This is a genomic window from Paraflavitalea speifideaquila (genome assembly GCF_032395985.1).
Lineage (GTDB): Bacteria > Bacteroidota > Bacteroidia > Chitinophagales > Chitinophagaceae > Paraflavitalea > Paraflavitalea speifideaquila.
In genome coordinates this window covers 622,901-638,629 of sequence record NZ_CP135920.1, presented here as the reverse complement: position 1 = coordinate 638,629, position 15,729 = coordinate 622,901, and the positions used below count along the sequence as shown (strand labels likewise).

Genomic DNA, 15,729 nt, shown 5'->3' with positions numbered 1-15,729 from the left:
ATATGCTGTATACTCAGGTTATCAAAGAACATCCCGACAGTTACTGTCGGGACAAACTATCCCAATTCTGGGTTTCATTACTGACGTAAATATACAGAAATCCATTTTTAGTCATGGGGATGGCTGACTGGGCCAGGGGAGTACGGCATTGGGATCGCCAACCGGAAGGTAGCCACTGCTGGCCGCTACATAATTCAATTGTTCATCAATTAATATCGCCTTGGGTTTGTTGTTGCCGGCCTGGGAAGGCTGGTGAGTAGTCTGGAAACTGGTTTCGGCACTTGCCAGGGGACCAGGATTGGCGCTGAGCTGGGCCTGGGTGCCCTTGGCCCGACCTGCCGCACCCACGGGAAACTACAGGCCTATTCTCTTAATTGCCGGACTTGCGTAAGAAGATCAATGAGGCTACGTTTTCGCGGTTCTGAACAGCAGGCTACTGCCCACGTCCTAACTATTCAGGCACCACATTCAGACAAAAATAGCCCCGCTCTCACGAACGGGGCCATTGCATAGTAACACCAGGTCAATACAGGTGATGGCATGCATTGCTGTATATACTTACCAAACATTGACATGTTGAAAAACAGGCTATATAACCGTTAGCTCCTAACAGTTCAAGCCAAGGCCCTTGTCCCGGCCAAAACCTGCCTTCCATTCTGCTGTTCCTGGCGCAAGTTTGCAGCCCGGTAACTGTGCCAGGCGTAATTGTGCCGTCGAGCCCTGGTGGCTGGCTCACCAAAGCCTTTCATAGATCACAGCAGCAAAATGAAAACCAGTGGCAATAGCCCTCAGCCGGTAGCCATCAACAAACTGCTAATAGCGAAACCTTAAGGCCAACTGCTAAAACCCAACCGCTAATAGCCCAACCTGGCCGCTAAAAGCCAAGGCTGATAGCTGAAACCTAAAACCTGACTGCTGACTCCTAAGGCTCACAGCTCGTAGCTCGTCGCTCCAAGCTGGTATTCCCAAGTGTTGCACAACACTCCTCGTACATCAACCGTGCTTAGGGGCCCCGTCCACACAGTCGATCAGCTTCTTTATTGATACTCCGCCAAACCACTCAAAAGAGATCCAACGAAGCAAAAGTTCATAATCCGTGTAATCCATTTAATCCTTGCATCTGCGATTCAATCCGCGAAATCCGTTTAATCCCTTAATCAGCGATTAAATCTGCGATTCTATCTGCGATTACAAACATACAACATCCACCTACCCGTTTCCAACACCCCATTGCCGGTTTATGTCGTTTCGGCTATAAATCGACGTCAATTACGTCGATTTATAGCGCTTTCGACATAAAATAGCCGAAACGACAAAAATACATTTGGAAATGGCCTATCCAGTGTCGTACGTTTGCCCTGCAGTGTTACTGAAAAAGAAAAGAAAGGATAAGCATAAGGACCAGAAGCAAAGCACAGAAGACAACAGTAAAGAATTTACAAAGATCAGAGCAATCAATAATCAGTAATCAATAACCCTTCAGAATAGCTTCTCTATAGCTTCAGTATACCTTCCCTATAGATAGAGTATGCTAATAGCACTAAACACAAAAACAGCCCATTTTTGCACAAAGTGGCAGGGAAGCTGGCGCCTCCCACCCAAAGCAACAATGGATGTAGATAGGTTGCACCGCGGGCAACCGTTTATAAAGTTCTTTGATCGGGTGGTCTTTTTGCGCGCAACTGATAACTCACCAGGCTTTGCCGAAGGCGCCTTCCGTAAAGCCTCAAACGTTCAGCAGTGCACAGTGACAGGAAGACTGCCCGACCAAAGAACTTCATTAAAAGAGGGGATTTTTATGGATGTATACCAGGTCGGCAGGAGAGCGCGCCATTAATTCCTGGTTGGTGCAAGTATACAGCGTTGATTATGCGCATGGCGTACTTGTGCCCTTATGTATTGTATTATTTTTATAGCTGCGTCGCTTTATTGAGTAGTTCCATTGCTGTCTGCCCAATTTTTCGGCACGTGTATTATACACGAAAATCAGCTCCCGGAGACTCTCAAAGGAGTATTCCTCCATTTCGCCAAGGGCTTTGAGGACCACAGCATCATCTTCCACCAGTGCGCTCATCCCTTCCGTCCGTAAAAACTTGTACCCTCAACATACCGCCGTCTTTAGATGTGTTTTTCTTGCCTGCTCAGTTTATGGACCTCCCAAAAGACAGTTACTAATCCAGACATAATTATCTTATCCACAAGGCTCAACATTCTTGCATTAATTAAAATAGATGAAAGAGGGGTTCAATTTGCTAATGGGACCATCTCAATAACTTCCGGATCCTGCCATAGTTCTTCCTTGTCATAAATACTAACAATAAACTTTCTGTCATTCTGGTCTCTAAAAAGCAAAATATCGACATACTCTGTTGCATTTTTTTGCTTTCCCATGTTTTTATTTTAGCGATTTCTCCAGTTTTAATTAACTGTGATATGCTTGAATATTCTTCTTGATTAAAATAGGAAGCCACAATAATTTCAAGATCTAATACCTTTAAAATTTCATATTGGTTATTGGCAATGATTGTCGCCTTAATATTTATTAAGTAATTCCCTTCTGTACTTCCCATCTCAGGTGATTTAATAGAAAATATTATCTTTTATCACTACTCCTACCATAATTAAGCAAATTGCAGCAGTAAGCAACGGCATACTTGTTGGATTAACTTTTCCATGTTATTTATATCGGGACAAGCTATCCCAGTTCTGGGTTTTATTGTTGACCTAAATATACAGAAATCCATTTTTAGTCATGGGGATGGCTTACAACAGCACGCCGATAAAATAGGAGTTTCCAAATCCCAGTACATACGCTATGAGACCAAAGATGTGCAGCCGCCGGCCAATATTATGAACAAACTGGCCGATATGCTGGGCACTGCTGTTGATTACCTGATCAGCGGGGATAAAACAGAGAAGGCTAAAGCATCACTGAAAAACTCCGAACTGATACAACGCTTTAAAGAAGTGGATGCCCTGCCCGAAGAAGAACAGGGGGTATTGATAAAAATTATCTCCGCTTACGTCAGAGACTACAAAACCAAACAGGCCTATGCTTCCTGAATATGATAAAGCCACCAGTAATGGTGGCTTCAGTATTTTTATACAGGCACAAGATGCTAACGCTCATGACCTACCCCTCAATCTTGCGCCAGTTAGGGACAGGCACCAGGCGCTATTATGGAAGTCCAGCGTCTTATTCTTGCCGCAGTTATGGAATCAGTTATATCAACTGCCTTAATAATAAAAGCCATCCGTGGTGGATGGCTTTTATTATTAAGGTTGAACGCTATTGTAGATTGACGCTAATACAGGCACAAGTACTCCTCACACGAGGCTCTACTGCATACTCATATCATACCTTTACCATAAAATGACAAGTAGTCGGAGCACCTTTTACTGCATACAAAAACGTCAAAAACGATTTAGGGCGCAAGGGATATCTCCGACTTCTATCTTCTTTCGAGCTTGAACAGTTCCCAAAAGGACAGGTTAAACTTGTCACTTAGCATCTATGAGTAAAAGCCAGGAAGACCGTCATTTCCATAGTTAATATCTAAAACAATGTTCTATGGCTAAGCTACTTAAGTATGCAATTGGCCTGGACATCGCCAAGGACAAGTTTGACGCATGTCTGGCCGTAATTGATGAGACGCAAAAGGTGACTATCAGGTCCAGCAAAGCAGGGATTTCCAACAGCCCCAAAGGTTTTGACGAGTTACTGCATTGGGTAAAAAGCATATTTCTACTCAGGCGCCCATCCTTTTTTGCATGGAAGCGACAGGGATTTATTATGAACAGCTTGTCTGGTTTCTATATCAAAAGAGCATCCCGTAAGTGTTCTGGTCCCTAATAAAGCCAGGCATTATATGCGTTCCCTCGGTATCAAATCAAAAGACGATAAAATAGATGCAAAAGGCCTGGCAATGATGGCAGCTCAACAAACACTGAAATTATGGGTGCCCTTCAGCAATCAGATTTATGAATTAAGACAACTTACCCGGTTCCATCAACAGCTTCAGGATACCAGAACCATGCTTCGCAATCAGTTGCAGACAATGACTTACGCCAGGACGGAAAACGACACCGTCACTTTGGGCTTCAGGACGCTCCTTGCAGAAGTCGAAGTACAAATTAAACAGGTAGCAGCTGCTATCGAAAAACACTTCGTCAGGATGCTGCCTTATGGGAAAAAGTGGAAGCTATTAACTCCATTAAAGGTGTAGGCCTGATCAGTATAGCTACTATTATTGCCGAGACCGATGGCTTTACTTTATTTCAAAACCAGGCGCAACTGGTAAGTTATTGTGGATACGATGTAGTCAAAAATCAATCAGGAAAAAGACAGGGGAACACAAAAATATCAAAAATTGGCAACAGCCGTATAAGACGAATCCTATTCATGCCGGCATTTAGCGTGGTGAGGTACAATATCAAACCATTTACTGATTTATATGTCAGGGTATATATGAGAACACTGGTAAAAATGAAAGCATATGTAGCAGTCCAGCGAAAGCTACTTATTCTCATTTATACAATATGGAAAAAGGGAGAATCATTTAATCAGGACATGCATCCGGAGATGGGGACTCGGTCGCTCTCTTTCCATAAGACATAAAAAAGTAGCTCTGGATAGACCAGAGCTACACTAGATGAACGCATCCGTCGAAATTCGACTTCGGCGCTCTCTTTCCATATCCTAAAGTTCCTATTTTTTTAGAAACAAATAAAATTTGGATGACAGTTCCTTGCGCCAGTTGGGGGTACAATCTAAATGTCAATTTTTCATTTACAAAAATGAGATATCTTTATGGAATAAAATAAAAGGAGAAATAATAAAAAATAATGGGGTAGTGATTATTACCGACTAAGCATTGTTTTAAAAGCCTTTATCAAGAAGCTGTGTTTATGACAATAACCAGCAATAGATCCGTGTATATGTAGTAAATACGAATTACCTAACTGGTAAAACGCAAATCCTTAACCGTGCAGTTTTGGCCTAAAACTATGGTGATGTAAGGCAGCACCGCGTAAGCGAATCCCCAAAAAACAACAAAAGCCCTGTTCTGTTAATGCTGGAACAGGGCTCGAGATATCACGGGGAGTCTTCTCTATTTAGCTCATAATTAATACCCAGATAATGTTCGTTTTTTTGTGAGGGGCATTAACCCGGAAGTCCTTCATTGCATCCTCGTGCTAATTATCTGACTTTAATTGCTAACCCAAGCACAGGTACGCATTGCACTAATGCCAAGTGGCATACCTTTACCTTGTGCCAGTGAAGGTGTATTAATCATGATAGAATGTTAAATACCACTTATGGTTCAACAGTTTAAACGTTCTCTTAATGTGTACCTCCGAGTAGCTAAAAATTAAGATATTATAAAAAGTTTACTTTTGGGCTTATCAAAAATGTAAACGTATGGAACAAAAGCAATCAAGTGGCTTATCGAAGGAGCAAAAATGTTCGCGTTGATAGCTGAACATGAAGCCAGTTCGATGACAGTAAAAGATTTTTGTGAGTTGTATGATCTTTCACCTGGTACATATCACTACTGGCAGAAGAAATATCACGCCCGGTTGGAAGATAAGCCGATGGAGAATCAAAGTAGTTTCACTTTGCTAACAGTGACAGGGCAGCAAGAGGTTTCCATTTCCCAGGATCTCTTTGCGGAATACCGGGGCATCCGTTTTTACCGGGAGCCATCTGTGAGTTTTTTAAAAGCTTTAATCAGTTAACTTATGTTACAGATCAACAACGGCACCCATTACTGGTTGTATCATAAGTGGGCGGATGTAAGGAAGAGTTTTGACGGTTTGAGCGGGCTTGTTACCAACGAACTGGGAATGGAAATTCAGACGGGTGATGTATTTATCTTTTGAACAAACGGCAAACGCACCTGAAGGCGTTAGAATGGGAAGGGGATGGTTTTAGCTTATACTATAAGCGATTAGAGGAAGGTACCTTTGAGTTACCGGCAGGTATTATGGAAGGCACTCACAGTAGTATTACGGCTAAACAATTAAGTATGATCTTACAGGGCGTTTCTTTGAAGAAAGCGTTTTTCGAAAGCGGTACATCGGTACGATGTAATCCTTATGGATCATGGGTTGAATATATTTGACGTTGCCATCGAAAAATGGCAACGTTTTTTATTTTAAGAAAAACAGGCCGGGTTATCCACATTTTTGGTGCTGTTTTTAAAATCATTTTTGAATGCGGGTTTATCCACGCATCGGCTGTATAACTTTCGGTTATACGATATAGCTTAAATGCATAGCCGGGCTATCTTTGTATAATGTCAGCAGCAGCAGAAAATATAGATTACAAAGCGCTCTATGAGCAACTGCTTCCAATGCTGCAACTACAGCAACAAAATAATGGACAATTACTACAAAACAACCAGGAGCTATTACAAAGCAATAAAGAATTACGCGATCAGGTAACGCAGCTTCAATATCAATTGTATCAACTAACGAAGTTACTGGGTGGTTTTAAGACTGAGAAGTTTGTTCCTTCCCCTTTACAGCAACAGCAGGAATTAGGCCTTTCCTTTGAGCAGGGGTATAAAGCAACCAACCTTGCTGATGTTCAAAAGATAAGTTACGTAAAGCAAAAACAGGTTCAACGGGAAAACGGGTTAGCCAATGCCTTTCCGGATCATCTACGGGTGGAAGAGACCGTGATAGAGCCTCCGGAAGATGTGAGCGGATGCGAGAAGGTGGGAGAAGAAGTAAAGGAACAGCTTGGCTGGAAGCCGGGAGAAATATTTCTCCAACGTACTATTATCCCTCAGTATAAATGCTCTGTAGCAGAACGGCCTGATCAGCATCGTATAGTGCAGGCGCATCTTCCAGAGCAAGCCTTGTCTAAGAGCATTGCCACGCCGGAGTTGTTAGCACAGATCATTATAGATAAGTTTATAGATCATAAACCGCTGAATCGTCAGTTGGACTGCTTCAAGAGAAGTAATGTCACCATTGCTTATTCAACCATTACCGATTGGGTACGGCAGGTTGCGAACGTGGTAGCGCCACTGGGCCATCTGCACCTGCATGAGATGTACCAATATGATTATTGGCATGGTGATGAAACAACCATACAGGTTCTGGACAGGAATAAGAAGAAAGATACCCACCAGGGGTATTACTGGACGTACTTAACGCATAACGGGCAACTGATCTACTTTGATTATCATCGGGGAGGGATACATTGGCAGCCAAGCATATCTTACAACATTTTAAGGGTCACTTGCAGGTAGATGGTTATGATGTCTATGAAGAGTTGGACATCAAAGGAATACATGTGTTCTTTTGTATGGCCCATGCCCGCCGTCATTTTTATGAGGCGAAAGGCAATGATAAAGTTCGGGCAGAATATGCTTTGACCGAGATAGCGAAGCTTTATAAGATCGAGGAGCAATGTAGAGAAGAGCAGCTCAACCCGGACCAGATCAAAGTGCGGCGGACAGAACAATCTGTGCCTATTTTAAAAGAACTGGGAGAGTGGATGAAGCAGGTGTATGTAAAGCTAAAACCGAAAAGCCCTATAGCACAGGCTATAGCTTACAGCATCAAACGCTGGGACGGCTTAAGTCTCTATGCCTCTACTAATCATTTGCATATTGACAATAATCCCATAGAGCGCTGTATGAAAAACCTGGCTGTCGGACGCAAAAACTACCTGTTCTGTGGCTCGCATGAAGCGGCCAAAAGAGCAGGCCTCTTATACTCGCTGCTGGTTACCTGCAAACTTAATACCGTAAACCCTTATGAGTGGCTCCGCGAAGTGCTTAGTCATAACATCAACGAGATGACTACCGCGCAACTCAGGAAACTCTTACCCCACCAGTGGAAAAAAACACAAGCCATCACTACGGCTTAAAGCAAAATTAGGCAACTAAACAATACGATTTTTTTAGGCTACTCGGAGACACACCTCTTAATCATGATGTCCGAATCAGGTATGAAAATCATTTCTTCCACAGTCGAATCTGTAGCAACCCTTTTCATCTTAAAGGTAGAAGTGTCTTGTAGTAAGTGGTGAGTTTTCCAATTTTTTTTTCTCCCATTTGATATTAACCTTATTTTCTGCAATCAACGTGGTATCGTTCGATCCAATTGAGGCTTCGTGTAATTCACTACTAAATCCATCAAGAGGAAATTGAACCCTCGCTATTTGGAATATACTATCATTATGAAAGTGATTATAAAAATCATCAAATTCCTCATCTTGTACCCTACTTTGTCTAGCCTCGTTAGTTCCGCAAGAATAGAGTAGGCAAAACAGTAACCAACTCTGAAATGATCTCATATTTTTTTAATTATTAGTGTTGGGTTTAGGAGGGTCATTAAAAGGATTGGTGCATCCAATACACTGCATGCTGTCAAATAATTTCCTTACTTCTTCACTCAATTCTAAGCGCCCACTCTGGTAATTCTTATTTAATTTATCAGAAGCTATTTCGAACCACTGTTTCGGAGAAAAGTATTCAGTTTTTTCCTTCTTTCGTTTATTTTTATCATTCTTGTTCTGACCATCGTTATTCTGATCCTCAGGCGACTTTTCAGTTTGTGCTGAATTGTCGCTCGATCCATTGTCGAGAAAATTTTCCAGGTCTCCAACCTCTTGAGGATCCATTTTATTTTTTTATCAAAAACTCCAGCAAAGGAGTTAGCTTTTACCAATTCCAGATGCAGGTGAGGGCCTGTACTTCCTCCTGTGTTTCCAGAAGACGCTATGTTTTCTCCATCTGCTACTTTATCCCCAACTTTCACTTTAACGCCATTTTTCTCTAAATGTCCGTATATAGTATAGTAACCATTTCTGTGTTGTATAACAACATATCTTCCAAATCCATTTCCATCCCATGCAACTCTTACAACTTTACCACTGGCCATAGCATGAACATCTGTTCCTGTAGGTGCTGCTAAATCAGTCCTCCATGATATTTTCTTGTTCCATGAATAGGATGAATTCTCCATCCCTGCTGACTTGAAACTCTTGTGTAGTTTACGACTTTAGGCCATGGAATCATGCCATCCAAATCGATAAACCTTATCGGATTGTTAAAAGCATAGCTAAAAGGGGAATGCCTGCGCAGTTGGTCTGCCAATGGATCCACCACATGCCACCTCCCGATTTGCGCATCATACATCCTTGCGCCATAATCATACCATTCCAAACCACTGCCATCACTAAACTCCTTTTCCTGCTTTTCCTTGCCGTTGTATTCATATTTATTATCCAATTTGCCGATGGCTTTGGAGCTAATCCCCGCCATGGTAAGCCCAAAAGGGTAGTAGTGGGTTTCCTCGGTAATGGGGCCGGTAGTATGCTGTACCACCAGGTTATCAAAGAACATCCCGACAGTTACTGTCGGGACAAGCTATCCCAGTTCTGGGTCTCATTACTCACGTAAATATACAAATATCCGTTCTTAGTCATATTGACTGTTCCGGGGAGAGTGTTCTTATATCATCCGCACCCTGCAGGGCTCAGCTCCGCTGCTGGCTGCCACATAGTTGAACTGTTCATCCAGTAATATCCAATTGAGGTAGGCTTTAGGTTTGGTAGTCTGGCTGGGATTGTTTACAGAACGGAAACTGCCCAATGCACCCAATAAGGGGCTGTTGGCGCCATTGCTCAGAGATGCCAGTGTTCCCTTGCTTTCTCCCGCTACGCCGATGATGCCGGTGGCCAGGGAGAATATCCGTCCGGCGATGTCTTTTGAATGAATGGCTCTCATCATGTAAGTGCAACTTATCACGGTACCCGATAGATATGATCTAGTCAGTAAGTTTATAGTGATCTATTAGTTTATGAAAGATATCATCAACGATCTCCACCTTTGATATACTGAAGGAATTATAGAAGATATCAATCCTGACGGAGAGTTTAGTTTGAGGATTTAAAATTGATATAGCCGTTTTTATCTATCATCACACTAACGCCAATGCCAACATCTGTAAGCGGTATAGATATACTGTAATTTACTTTGACAGAACTATCCGTTATTGCAAATTCGGGGTATAGGAGAACTCCATAATTACGCAAATTAACGTCCAGGTAATTTTCAAAATCCGATTTTGTAATGTTTCTTTCGGTAACCTTTACTCCATTTTTTTAATAGTAAGTCTAGTGTTAAAATTGTGGGTAGTGAAGCCGTTAAGATTGTAAATTTCAACATACTTTTTAGGGACTGTTATTGCGCTGTCTCTTAAACAATAATGCTCCAATGTCATCCTGAAGGTGTCTTTTGAAAACATATAGGAGGAGTCGATATGTGTAGGTTTGTCATACATTAGTGTATACCCATGAATAATATCATTGATTTCATGGTCCTCGTGTGATGTGTCAATTACATTTTTACAGGCAAAGTACTATCATTGTTTTTATGGAATCAAGGAGCCACCCGAAGCTTGGTTTGGTTCATTTCCACATCCAATAAAAAGTAGAGCAAATACTAAAAGATTAAAATACTTCATTACAATTAATGATTTAATATTTAGACATATTCGTTTACTTATTTTTTACCTTCTCTGCTTCTTTTCTTAGATAAGCAGCAGCATTTTTTAATCCTTTTCCCTCAGCATAATTTGCCATTCGAAGCAAGCGTGCAGATTCCTCATTTTGCTTTCCACTTGGTTTGGCATCTGCTTTTGAATCCCACTTATAAAAACCATTTACTCCTTCCCCTAATTTCCCTTCCCCATGGTGACTTTTTCTTGTTTGGTCCGACTCCGCCAGACGAATGTATCATTGTAAAACTAGTGACATTCCCATCCTTGTCTTTAGAAACATCAGTTACCATTCCTGTATGATACGGATACCCTGTACTAAAATGAAATGTTACGATATTGCCGGCAGTTACATCTTTTTCCTCAACTTTTGTGGCATTGCTTTCAATATTTAACACGCCTGAAGTTTTGTCTCCACTGTTTGGGTTTGACTCACCGCCTGCTAAAACGCATCCAGATACCAGACCTGAGCAATCAACTTTTTCTCCAGGTTTTCCCTTGGCGCCCATGACATATTGATTACCATCTTCTTTTTATCAACGTATTCTTGTGCTTTTCTTGTGGCGTTATTGCGCTGTGCGGTGTCTTTCCCATCCGGGTCATTAAACCTTACAGGATCATTATATACATAAGCGTATGGCGTATAATTATGATGTCCGTTTTCAATCGCAGGATCAATCACATGCCACCTCCCGATCTGTGCATCATACATCCTGGCACCGTAATCATACCATTCCAGGCCACTACCATCACTAAACTCTTTCTCCTGTTTTTCTTTGCCATTGTATTCATACTTATTATCCAGTTTGCCAACGGCTTTGGAACTAATCCCTGCCATCGTAAGTCCAAAAGGGTAGTAGTGGGTTTCTTCCATGATGGGGCCGGTAATATGCTGTACGCTCAGGTTATCAAAGAACACGTCCCAGTTCTGGGTTTCATTGCTGACGTAAATATACAGAAACCCATTTTTAGTCACGGGGATAGATGACTGGGCAAGGGGAAGAACGGCATTGGCGCCGCCTACGGGCAGGGCGCCACTGCTGGTTGCCACATATTTCAATTGTTCATCAAGTAATATCCAGTTGAGGTAGGCCTTGGGTTTGCTGTTGCCAGCCTGGGAAGGCTGGTGAGCAGTCTGGAAACTGGTCACGGCGCTTGCCAGGGGGCCGGGATTGGCGCTGAGCTGGGCCAGGGTGCCCTTGGCCTGTCCTGCTGCGCCTACAATACCACCGGCCAGGGAAGACAGGATGGTGGGCACCATGCTGGCGCCATCGTTGTAGGTGCCGCCACTGCGGTAAAAATGGCTTACCCCAATATCGACCTTATCGCCACTCATGACCTTCAGTACAATGGCCGGGCCGATTTTATTACCACTGGCATTTACTGCCGCCACTATATCATTAGGGCTTGTAACGGGATTGGGATTGGTTGGATAACCGCCCGGTACGCTGGTTTTGGCAATAGCGGTCTGAGCAATATTGGAAAAGAGTTGCTCCTCCTTTGTACGGTAAGCCGTTTCCATGGAAGCCAGGTACTGGGCGGTATCGGCTTGTTCGGTAAGTACCATGCGCACATTGCCCAGGTGGTCTTTGAGGAAATAATCGTACACGAGGTTCCAGGTGCTATCGCCATTGACGAACTTTCTTTTCACATAACGCAGGCGCCCTTCTTCATGACCGATGAGTTGGAGTGTGTCGTCCTGGAAAACGGCTCCACCCAGGTACAAGGTATTGGTGACCTTACCCGGGGATTGGGTCAAATCGATTACCTGTTTTTTTAGCTTGCCCCCAAAGGCGTCATACACATATTCTATACTTCCTTTACCACTAACTTGCATTATTTGTGGCAGATTGAGGTGATTATAGGTTATGGAACTGATGTTCTTGTTAGCATCGGATACGAGATTGCCATTGGGATCGTATGTATAATCTACCGTTGAATCGGTTTTAGTACCAGTATAATGAAAATCGCCCAGTTTGGTATCGGGAACATTCCATTCATCCAATACCTGTTCAAGCTGATTGCTGCTGTAGTTTTCCTTGTATTTATAACGTAAGGCATCCAGGTAGAAATCAGCACTGCCCGGTTTAATGCCATGTTGTATCATGGAGAGGATATTGCCATTGGCATCGTACTTCATCATATACCCATTGTCGGCATCAAAACCACCGACACTGAAATTGGCTTCACTGTAGTTCCAGTTCCCCCGGTGCCGGGTGTGGAATTCTGGTAGAAACCTGCTTTGCCCAACCTGTTGGCAGCATCGTACTGGAAATTGAACTTACGGCGTACCTGGTCGCCTTTGCTTTTCCAAACGCTGGTGGAAATATTACCATTGTATTGATACACGCCATCGGCACAGGAGCCGGGACTCTGGGTACAATTGTCGTAACCCAGCTCAAACCCAAAATATTTATCGGTATAACTGGCAGTTCCTTGATTTAGGAGGTAACCACGGTTGGCGCCCAGCAGCCAGCCTCGGATATTGTAGTCGTAGGTGAGCGTTTCCAGCGGCCCGCCGCCTGGACCTCCGGCTGGTGATATTTTTTGTTTTTAACTGACCGAGCGGGTCATATTCGTTGCTTGCAATGACTTGCTCGGGTTTGCTAAGAACTTGCCCATTAATATTGCTAATGACAGTTTTTGTAGTAGTGAGCAGGCGTCCCAGGTCATCATAATTCAGTTTGGTAATGATGGTATGTGTTTGCGGATTGGTGCCTTTTTATCCAGGTGGTTTACAATGACCAGGGGTTGACCACTAAAACTATACTGGGTAGTGGTAATATCGCGGCCTTCGGTAATATTAAAGTTTTTCGTTTGTATTACCCTTTCTTTGTTATCATATACATAGCTAACCAATAAACCCGGAGCAGAATTGGGTTGCCAAACACCCGTTACAAGACCCCTGGTATTGACAGATTGGATAACCGGTTCGGCATAAGGGAAAAGAGTGGTACTGGCCGTGAGTAAATAGTTGTCGAAGCTATTGTCTTTATTGTTCCAATCTGGTCCATGCCAGCCACTCCAGCTATAATCATCATAGAAGTTCATCGACAGGACATTGGCCAGGGTATTTACCGGAAAAGAATTTGTAAAAGTGTACCGTTCTACCGTACCGGGTGTATAGGTTTCAAAGCGGGCCAGGTTTTGGGTATTGAGGTAACCCTGCATGGCAGTTAAAGAAGTTTGAGTAGAATTGGTATAAAAACCGGTCATGATGGGCCGGTTAAGTTGGTCATACTTGGTAAATAGCCACTTTTGGTTTGGCCGTTGATTGGCATCTTGTGTGAGCACGAGCCGATCCCATTTATCATAGACCATCCATACCTCCCCTGCGCCGGGTACTTTTTCATTGTCATGCGGCGGCGGGCATCGTATTCATAACGAAAGGACTGTTCTTTGAGGATGACGCTGTTGTTCCAGGTGGTGTTCCAGCTATTCTGGATCAGTAATTCCACACCCCTGGGTTGTACAACAAGGCGGAGATTGGTTGAAATCATCATAGATATAGTAGGTGCAAAGCCAGCCATCATAATTGCTTCCGCTGCCATTATCGGCGGTGGCAGCAAATTGTATTTTTTGAGGATCATCTGGCCTTGATCGTCTTTGAACTCAATGACCTGTTTACCCTGTTCATCAAGGAATATGGTTTTATTGAGTTGGTTGGCGGTATATACACCGGTAACTGCATAGGTCCCCATCCATTGGCCACATCGGTAATGGACCAGATCTTCACGTCATCGGTGGCAGTATTGAAATAATGCTTGATTTTAGTAGAGCGACGGTTGGCTTCATTGACCTGTGCATTAGTACCCACCCAATTGGCGCCTGGTGCAAAGCTTTCCTGTACGCGGTTAAGGGAGAGGCTTCAAAGATGGTCTGACCATAAGCCCAGTTGAGGCTGTTGGACCCCACGCTGGTCTCGCCAGGCTGTCCTGTGAGCTGGTTATTGTAAAACTGTGCCTGCTGTTGAAAGGGATTGGCTTTAAAGAGGCCATCGTTGACAGAAGGATTGCTGCCTGCATTGTTGGCGCTGAAAGGCAGGTACTTGTATTGTTCACGGCCAAATTCATCATAGACTACGGCGTTCACCATATCCACCGGGCTGCTGCCGGTGGTGAGGGAACCTTGTTTGACCACGGTTTGCAGGGGCGCCCGAGGCCATCAAAATAAGCGGTGGTTTGTTGTACATCGCGCAGAGGCCGGGTGATGAGGGTAGCCGGGTTTTGCTCCGGCGCTTTGGCATCCCAGGTGCGGATGAAGTTGACTTTGGTATTGCTGCTATAGGGGTCTTTTAATGGAACAGGGGTTTGTGCCTGGACCAGGGTTTGCAGGACCAGGAAAACCAGTAGCAGGCAGGGGCCCAACTCATATTGACGGTTAGTGGTATGCTGATTCATGATTGCAGGGATAAGGTGGGTTATTGGTTTTGGTTTTTCTGGTACTGGTAGTCGATGGTTTTGAGCACATTTTTGTTCTCATCGCGGATGGTCTTTAAGCGACCGAAGGCATCGTACTCATAGTAGGTAATGCGGTTATTGACATCGCATTGACTGGTCATACCTACCAAGGGTTCGTAAGTATAGGTGGCCATTTGGGCGTTGGAAGGATAAAGGCGAGCTTCATCCACCAGACCCCCGCCGAAAATATTGATGGTGGTTACACCGGTGAATTTCTTTTCGCGGTAAGTCCAGCCGTTAATGGTAGGTCCGGCGGTCCAGGCATTATTATCGGCAATCACCTGGGTAGTACCATTAAAGCCATTGTAGTTGGGAATACCATTTTTTGTCCAGATGGAGACTGTGTAGGTTTGAGCAGGATCGAGGCCATAACGAGCCAGGGCACCATTGATGGCATAGGACCTGGTGCCGGTAAGGCCATCGGAGCTGGTGATCATGCCAGGCTGATCCAAGTACCAGTTACCGGTACCATCGGCTTCGAAGGAAGAATAAGCGATAACACCGCCCTTTCCAGAAAGAACTTTGGCGATTGGAAGTGAAAGATTGTAATCCCAAATTACCTGGGTAACCATATCGCTCTCCTTATAAAACTTATTTAGATTTCCAGCAATATCATACTCCTCAAATATTAGTTTTTCTGTTGCTCCTGACAGTTCGTTTTTGTTGATAATTGTGTCGGGGAGTATAAAGTTACCGTTGGTCAAGAATTTGAACTTTTTGGTAGTAGACAAAAGAGGTATTCCGTTCT

Annotated in this window: 18 protein-coding genes and 3 pseudogenes; 7 read left to right on the top strand and 14 right to left on the bottom strand. The window is 43.6% G+C overall.

From position 1 onward, the window contains the following. Positions 1–111: 111 nt before the first annotated feature. Entirely contained in the window at positions 112–348 is a 237-nt protein-coding gene (locus tag RS881_RS04490) for a hypothetical protein (protein WP_315819981.1), read from the bottom strand. A 1,904-nt stretch (positions 349–2,252) separates the two neighbouring features. Further along, complete coding sequence (locus RS881_RS04485; protein ID WP_315815924.1) at positions 2,253–2,570, bottom strand: hypothetical protein; 318 nt, start codon at positions 2,568–2,570, stop codon at positions 2,253–2,255. A 103-nt stretch (positions 2,571–2,673) separates the two neighbouring features. Between RS881_RS04485 and RS881_RS04480 the strand changes: the two genes are divergently transcribed. The 7 genes and pseudogenes from RS881_RS04480 (at position 2,674) to RS881_RS58995 (ending at position 7,885) form a co-directional block, all read left to right on the top strand. Beyond that, positions 2,674–3,063: a helix-turn-helix domain-containing protein gene (locus RS881_RS04480; RefSeq protein WP_315819980.1), complete on the top strand. Its 390-nt coding sequence runs from the start codon at positions 2,674–2,676 to the stop codon at positions 3,061–3,063. An 806-nt stretch (positions 3,064–3,869) separates the two neighbouring features. Then, positions 3,870–4,226 (top strand): IS110 family transposase, encoded by a 357-nt coding sequence (locus tag RS881_RS04475; RefSeq protein ID WP_315814531.1) that lies wholly within the window; start codon positions 3,870–3,872, stop codon positions 4,224–4,226. Continuing rightward, on the top strand, positions 4,196–4,618 hold the full coding sequence (locus tag RS881_RS04470) for a transposase (protein WP_315814532.1): 423 nt from the start codon (positions 4,196–4,198) through the stop codon (positions 4,616–4,618). Before RS881_RS04475 ends, RS881_RS04470 begins: the two co-directional genes overlap by 31 nt. Positions 4,619–5,472: 854 nt before the next feature. Next, positions 5,473–5,739 (top strand): IS66 family insertion sequence element accessory protein TnpA, encoded by a 267-nt coding sequence (gene tnpA, locus RS881_RS04465; RefSeq protein WP_315818468.1) that lies wholly within the window; start codon positions 5,473–5,475, stop codon positions 5,737–5,739. A gap of 3 nt (positions 5,740–5,742) precedes the next feature. Continuing rightward, positions 5,743–6,125, top strand: a pseudogene (gene tnpB / locus RS881_RS04460) (IS66 family insertion sequence element accessory protein TnpB). Between the two features lie 174 nt (positions 6,126–6,299). Beyond that, positions 6,300–7,738, top strand: a pseudogene (tnpC, locus tag RS881_RS04455) (IS66 family transposase); the annotation flags it as partial. Beyond that, a complete protein-coding gene (locus RS881_RS58995; RefSeq protein ID WP_350340209.1) occupies positions 7,736–7,885 on the top strand; it encodes a transposase domain-containing protein in 150 nt (49 codons plus the stop codon). The pseudogene tnpC and the gene RS881_RS58995, both read left to right, overlap by 3 nt. A 575-nt stretch (positions 7,886–8,460) precedes the next feature. On the opposite strand, the gene RS881_RS04445 is transcribed toward RS881_RS58995, so the two are convergent. The 12 genes and pseudogenes from RS881_RS04445 to RS881_RS04395 form a co-directional block, all read right to left on the bottom strand. Then, positions 8,461–8,985 (bottom strand): M23 family metallopeptidase, encoded by a 525-nt coding sequence (locus tag RS881_RS04445; RefSeq protein WP_315819977.1) that lies wholly within the window; start codon positions 8,983–8,985, stop codon positions 8,461–8,463. Then, on the bottom strand, positions 8,931–9,365 hold the full coding sequence (locus tag RS881_RS04440; RefSeq protein WP_315819976.1) for an RHS repeat domain-containing protein: 435 nt from the start codon (positions 9,363–9,365) through the stop codon (positions 8,931–8,933). Before RS881_RS04440 ends, RS881_RS04445 begins: the two co-directional genes overlap by 55 nt. 108 nt (positions 9,366–9,473) lie before the next feature. Beyond that, positions 9,474–9,752, bottom strand: a complete 279-nt coding sequence (locus RS881_RS04435; RefSeq protein WP_315819975.1) for a hypothetical protein — start codon at positions 9,750–9,752, stop codon at positions 9,474–9,476. Positions 9,753–9,898: 146 nt separating this feature from the next. Beyond that, a pseudogene (locus tag RS881_RS58990) lies at positions 9,899–10,108 on the bottom strand (DUF4738 domain-containing protein); the annotation flags it as partial. A 565-nt stretch (positions 10,109–10,673) separates the two neighbouring features. Next, positions 10,674–11,030, bottom strand: a complete 357-nt coding sequence (locus RS881_RS04430; protein ID WP_350340087.1) for an NlpC/P60 family protein — start codon at positions 11,028–11,030, stop codon at positions 10,674–10,676. Next, entirely contained in the window at positions 10,964–12,664 is a 1,701-nt protein-coding gene (locus tag RS881_RS04425) for an RHS repeat-associated core domain-containing protein (protein ID WP_315819973.1), read from the bottom strand. The genes RS881_RS04430 and RS881_RS04425 overlap by 67 nt, the downstream gene beginning before the upstream one ends. Continuing rightward, entirely contained in the window at positions 12,661–12,870 is a 210-nt protein-coding gene (locus tag RS881_RS04420; RefSeq protein WP_315817066.1) for a hypothetical protein, read from the bottom strand. Before RS881_RS04420 ends, RS881_RS04425 begins: the two co-directional genes overlap by 4 nt. A gap of 330 nt (positions 12,871–13,200) precedes the next feature. Next, positions 13,201–13,737 carry a hypothetical protein gene (locus RS881_RS04415; protein WP_315819972.1) on the bottom strand — a complete coding sequence of 179 codons (537 nt, stop codon included), beginning with the start codon at positions 13,735–13,737 and terminating at the stop codon, positions 13,201–13,203. Beyond that, positions 13,734–14,222, bottom strand: a complete 489-nt coding sequence (locus tag RS881_RS04410) for a hypothetical protein (RefSeq protein WP_315819971.1) — start codon at positions 14,220–14,222, stop codon at positions 13,734–13,736. Before RS881_RS04410 ends, RS881_RS04415 begins: the two co-directional genes overlap by 4 nt. Positions 14,223–14,253: 31 nt before the next feature. Further along, on the bottom strand, positions 14,254–14,661 hold the full coding sequence (locus RS881_RS04405) for a DUF6443 domain-containing protein (protein ID WP_315817069.1): 408 nt from the start codon (positions 14,659–14,661) through the stop codon (positions 14,254–14,256). Then, on the bottom strand, positions 14,610–14,921 hold the full coding sequence (locus RS881_RS04400) for a hypothetical protein (RefSeq protein WP_315817070.1): 312 nt from the start codon (positions 14,919–14,921) through the stop codon (positions 14,610–14,612). Before RS881_RS04400 ends, RS881_RS04405 begins: the two co-directional genes overlap by 52 nt. 20 nt (positions 14,922–14,941) lie before the next feature. Further along, positions 14,942–15,712, bottom strand: a complete 771-nt coding sequence (locus tag RS881_RS04395; protein WP_315819970.1) for a carbohydrate binding domain-containing protein — start codon at positions 15,710–15,712, stop codon at positions 14,942–14,944. Positions 15,713–15,729: the final 17 nt, after the last annotated feature.

Coding starts and splice junctions, on each gene's coding strand:
- RS881_RS04445 (WP_315819977.1), bottom strand. CDS start 8,985: ATGGAGAATTCATCCTATTCATGGAACAAGAAAATATCATGGAGGACT.
- RS881_RS04485 (WP_315815924.1), bottom strand. CDS start 2,570: ATGGGAAGTACAGAAGGGAATTACTTAATAAATATTAAGGCGACAATC.
- RS881_RS04400 (WP_315817070.1), bottom strand. CDS start 14,921: ATGAATCAGCATACCACTAACCGTCAATATGAGTTGGGCCCCTGCCTG.
- RS881_RS04410 (WP_315819971.1), bottom strand. CDS start 14,222: ATGGGGACCTATGCAGTTACCGGTGTATATACCGCCAACCAACTCAAT.
- RS881_RS04430 (WP_350340087.1), bottom strand. CDS start 11,030: ATGGGCGCCAAGGGAAAACCTGGAGAAAAAGTTGATTGCTCAGGTCTG.
- RS881_RS04425 (WP_315819973.1), bottom strand. CDS start 12,664: ATGATGAAGTACGATGCCAATGGCAATATCCTCTCCATGATACAACAT.
- RS881_RS04440 (WP_315819976.1), bottom strand. CDS start 9,365: ATGTTCTTTGATAACCTGGTGGTACAGCATACTACCGGCCCCATTACC.
- RS881_RS04480 (WP_315819980.1), top strand. CDS start 2,674: ATGTTATTTATATCGGGACAAGCTATCCCAGTTCTGGGTTTTATTGTT.
- RS881_RS04415 (WP_315819972.1), bottom strand. CDS start 13,737: ATGACCGGTTTTTATACCAATTCTACTCAAACTTCTTTAACTGCCATG.
- RS881_RS04435 (WP_315819975.1), bottom strand. CDS start 9,752: ATGATGAGAGCCATTCATTCAAAAGACATCGCCGGACGGATATTCTCC.
- RS881_RS04475 (WP_315814531.1), top strand. CDS start 3,870: ATGCGTTCCCTCGGTATCAAATCAAAAGACGATAAAATAGATGCAAAA.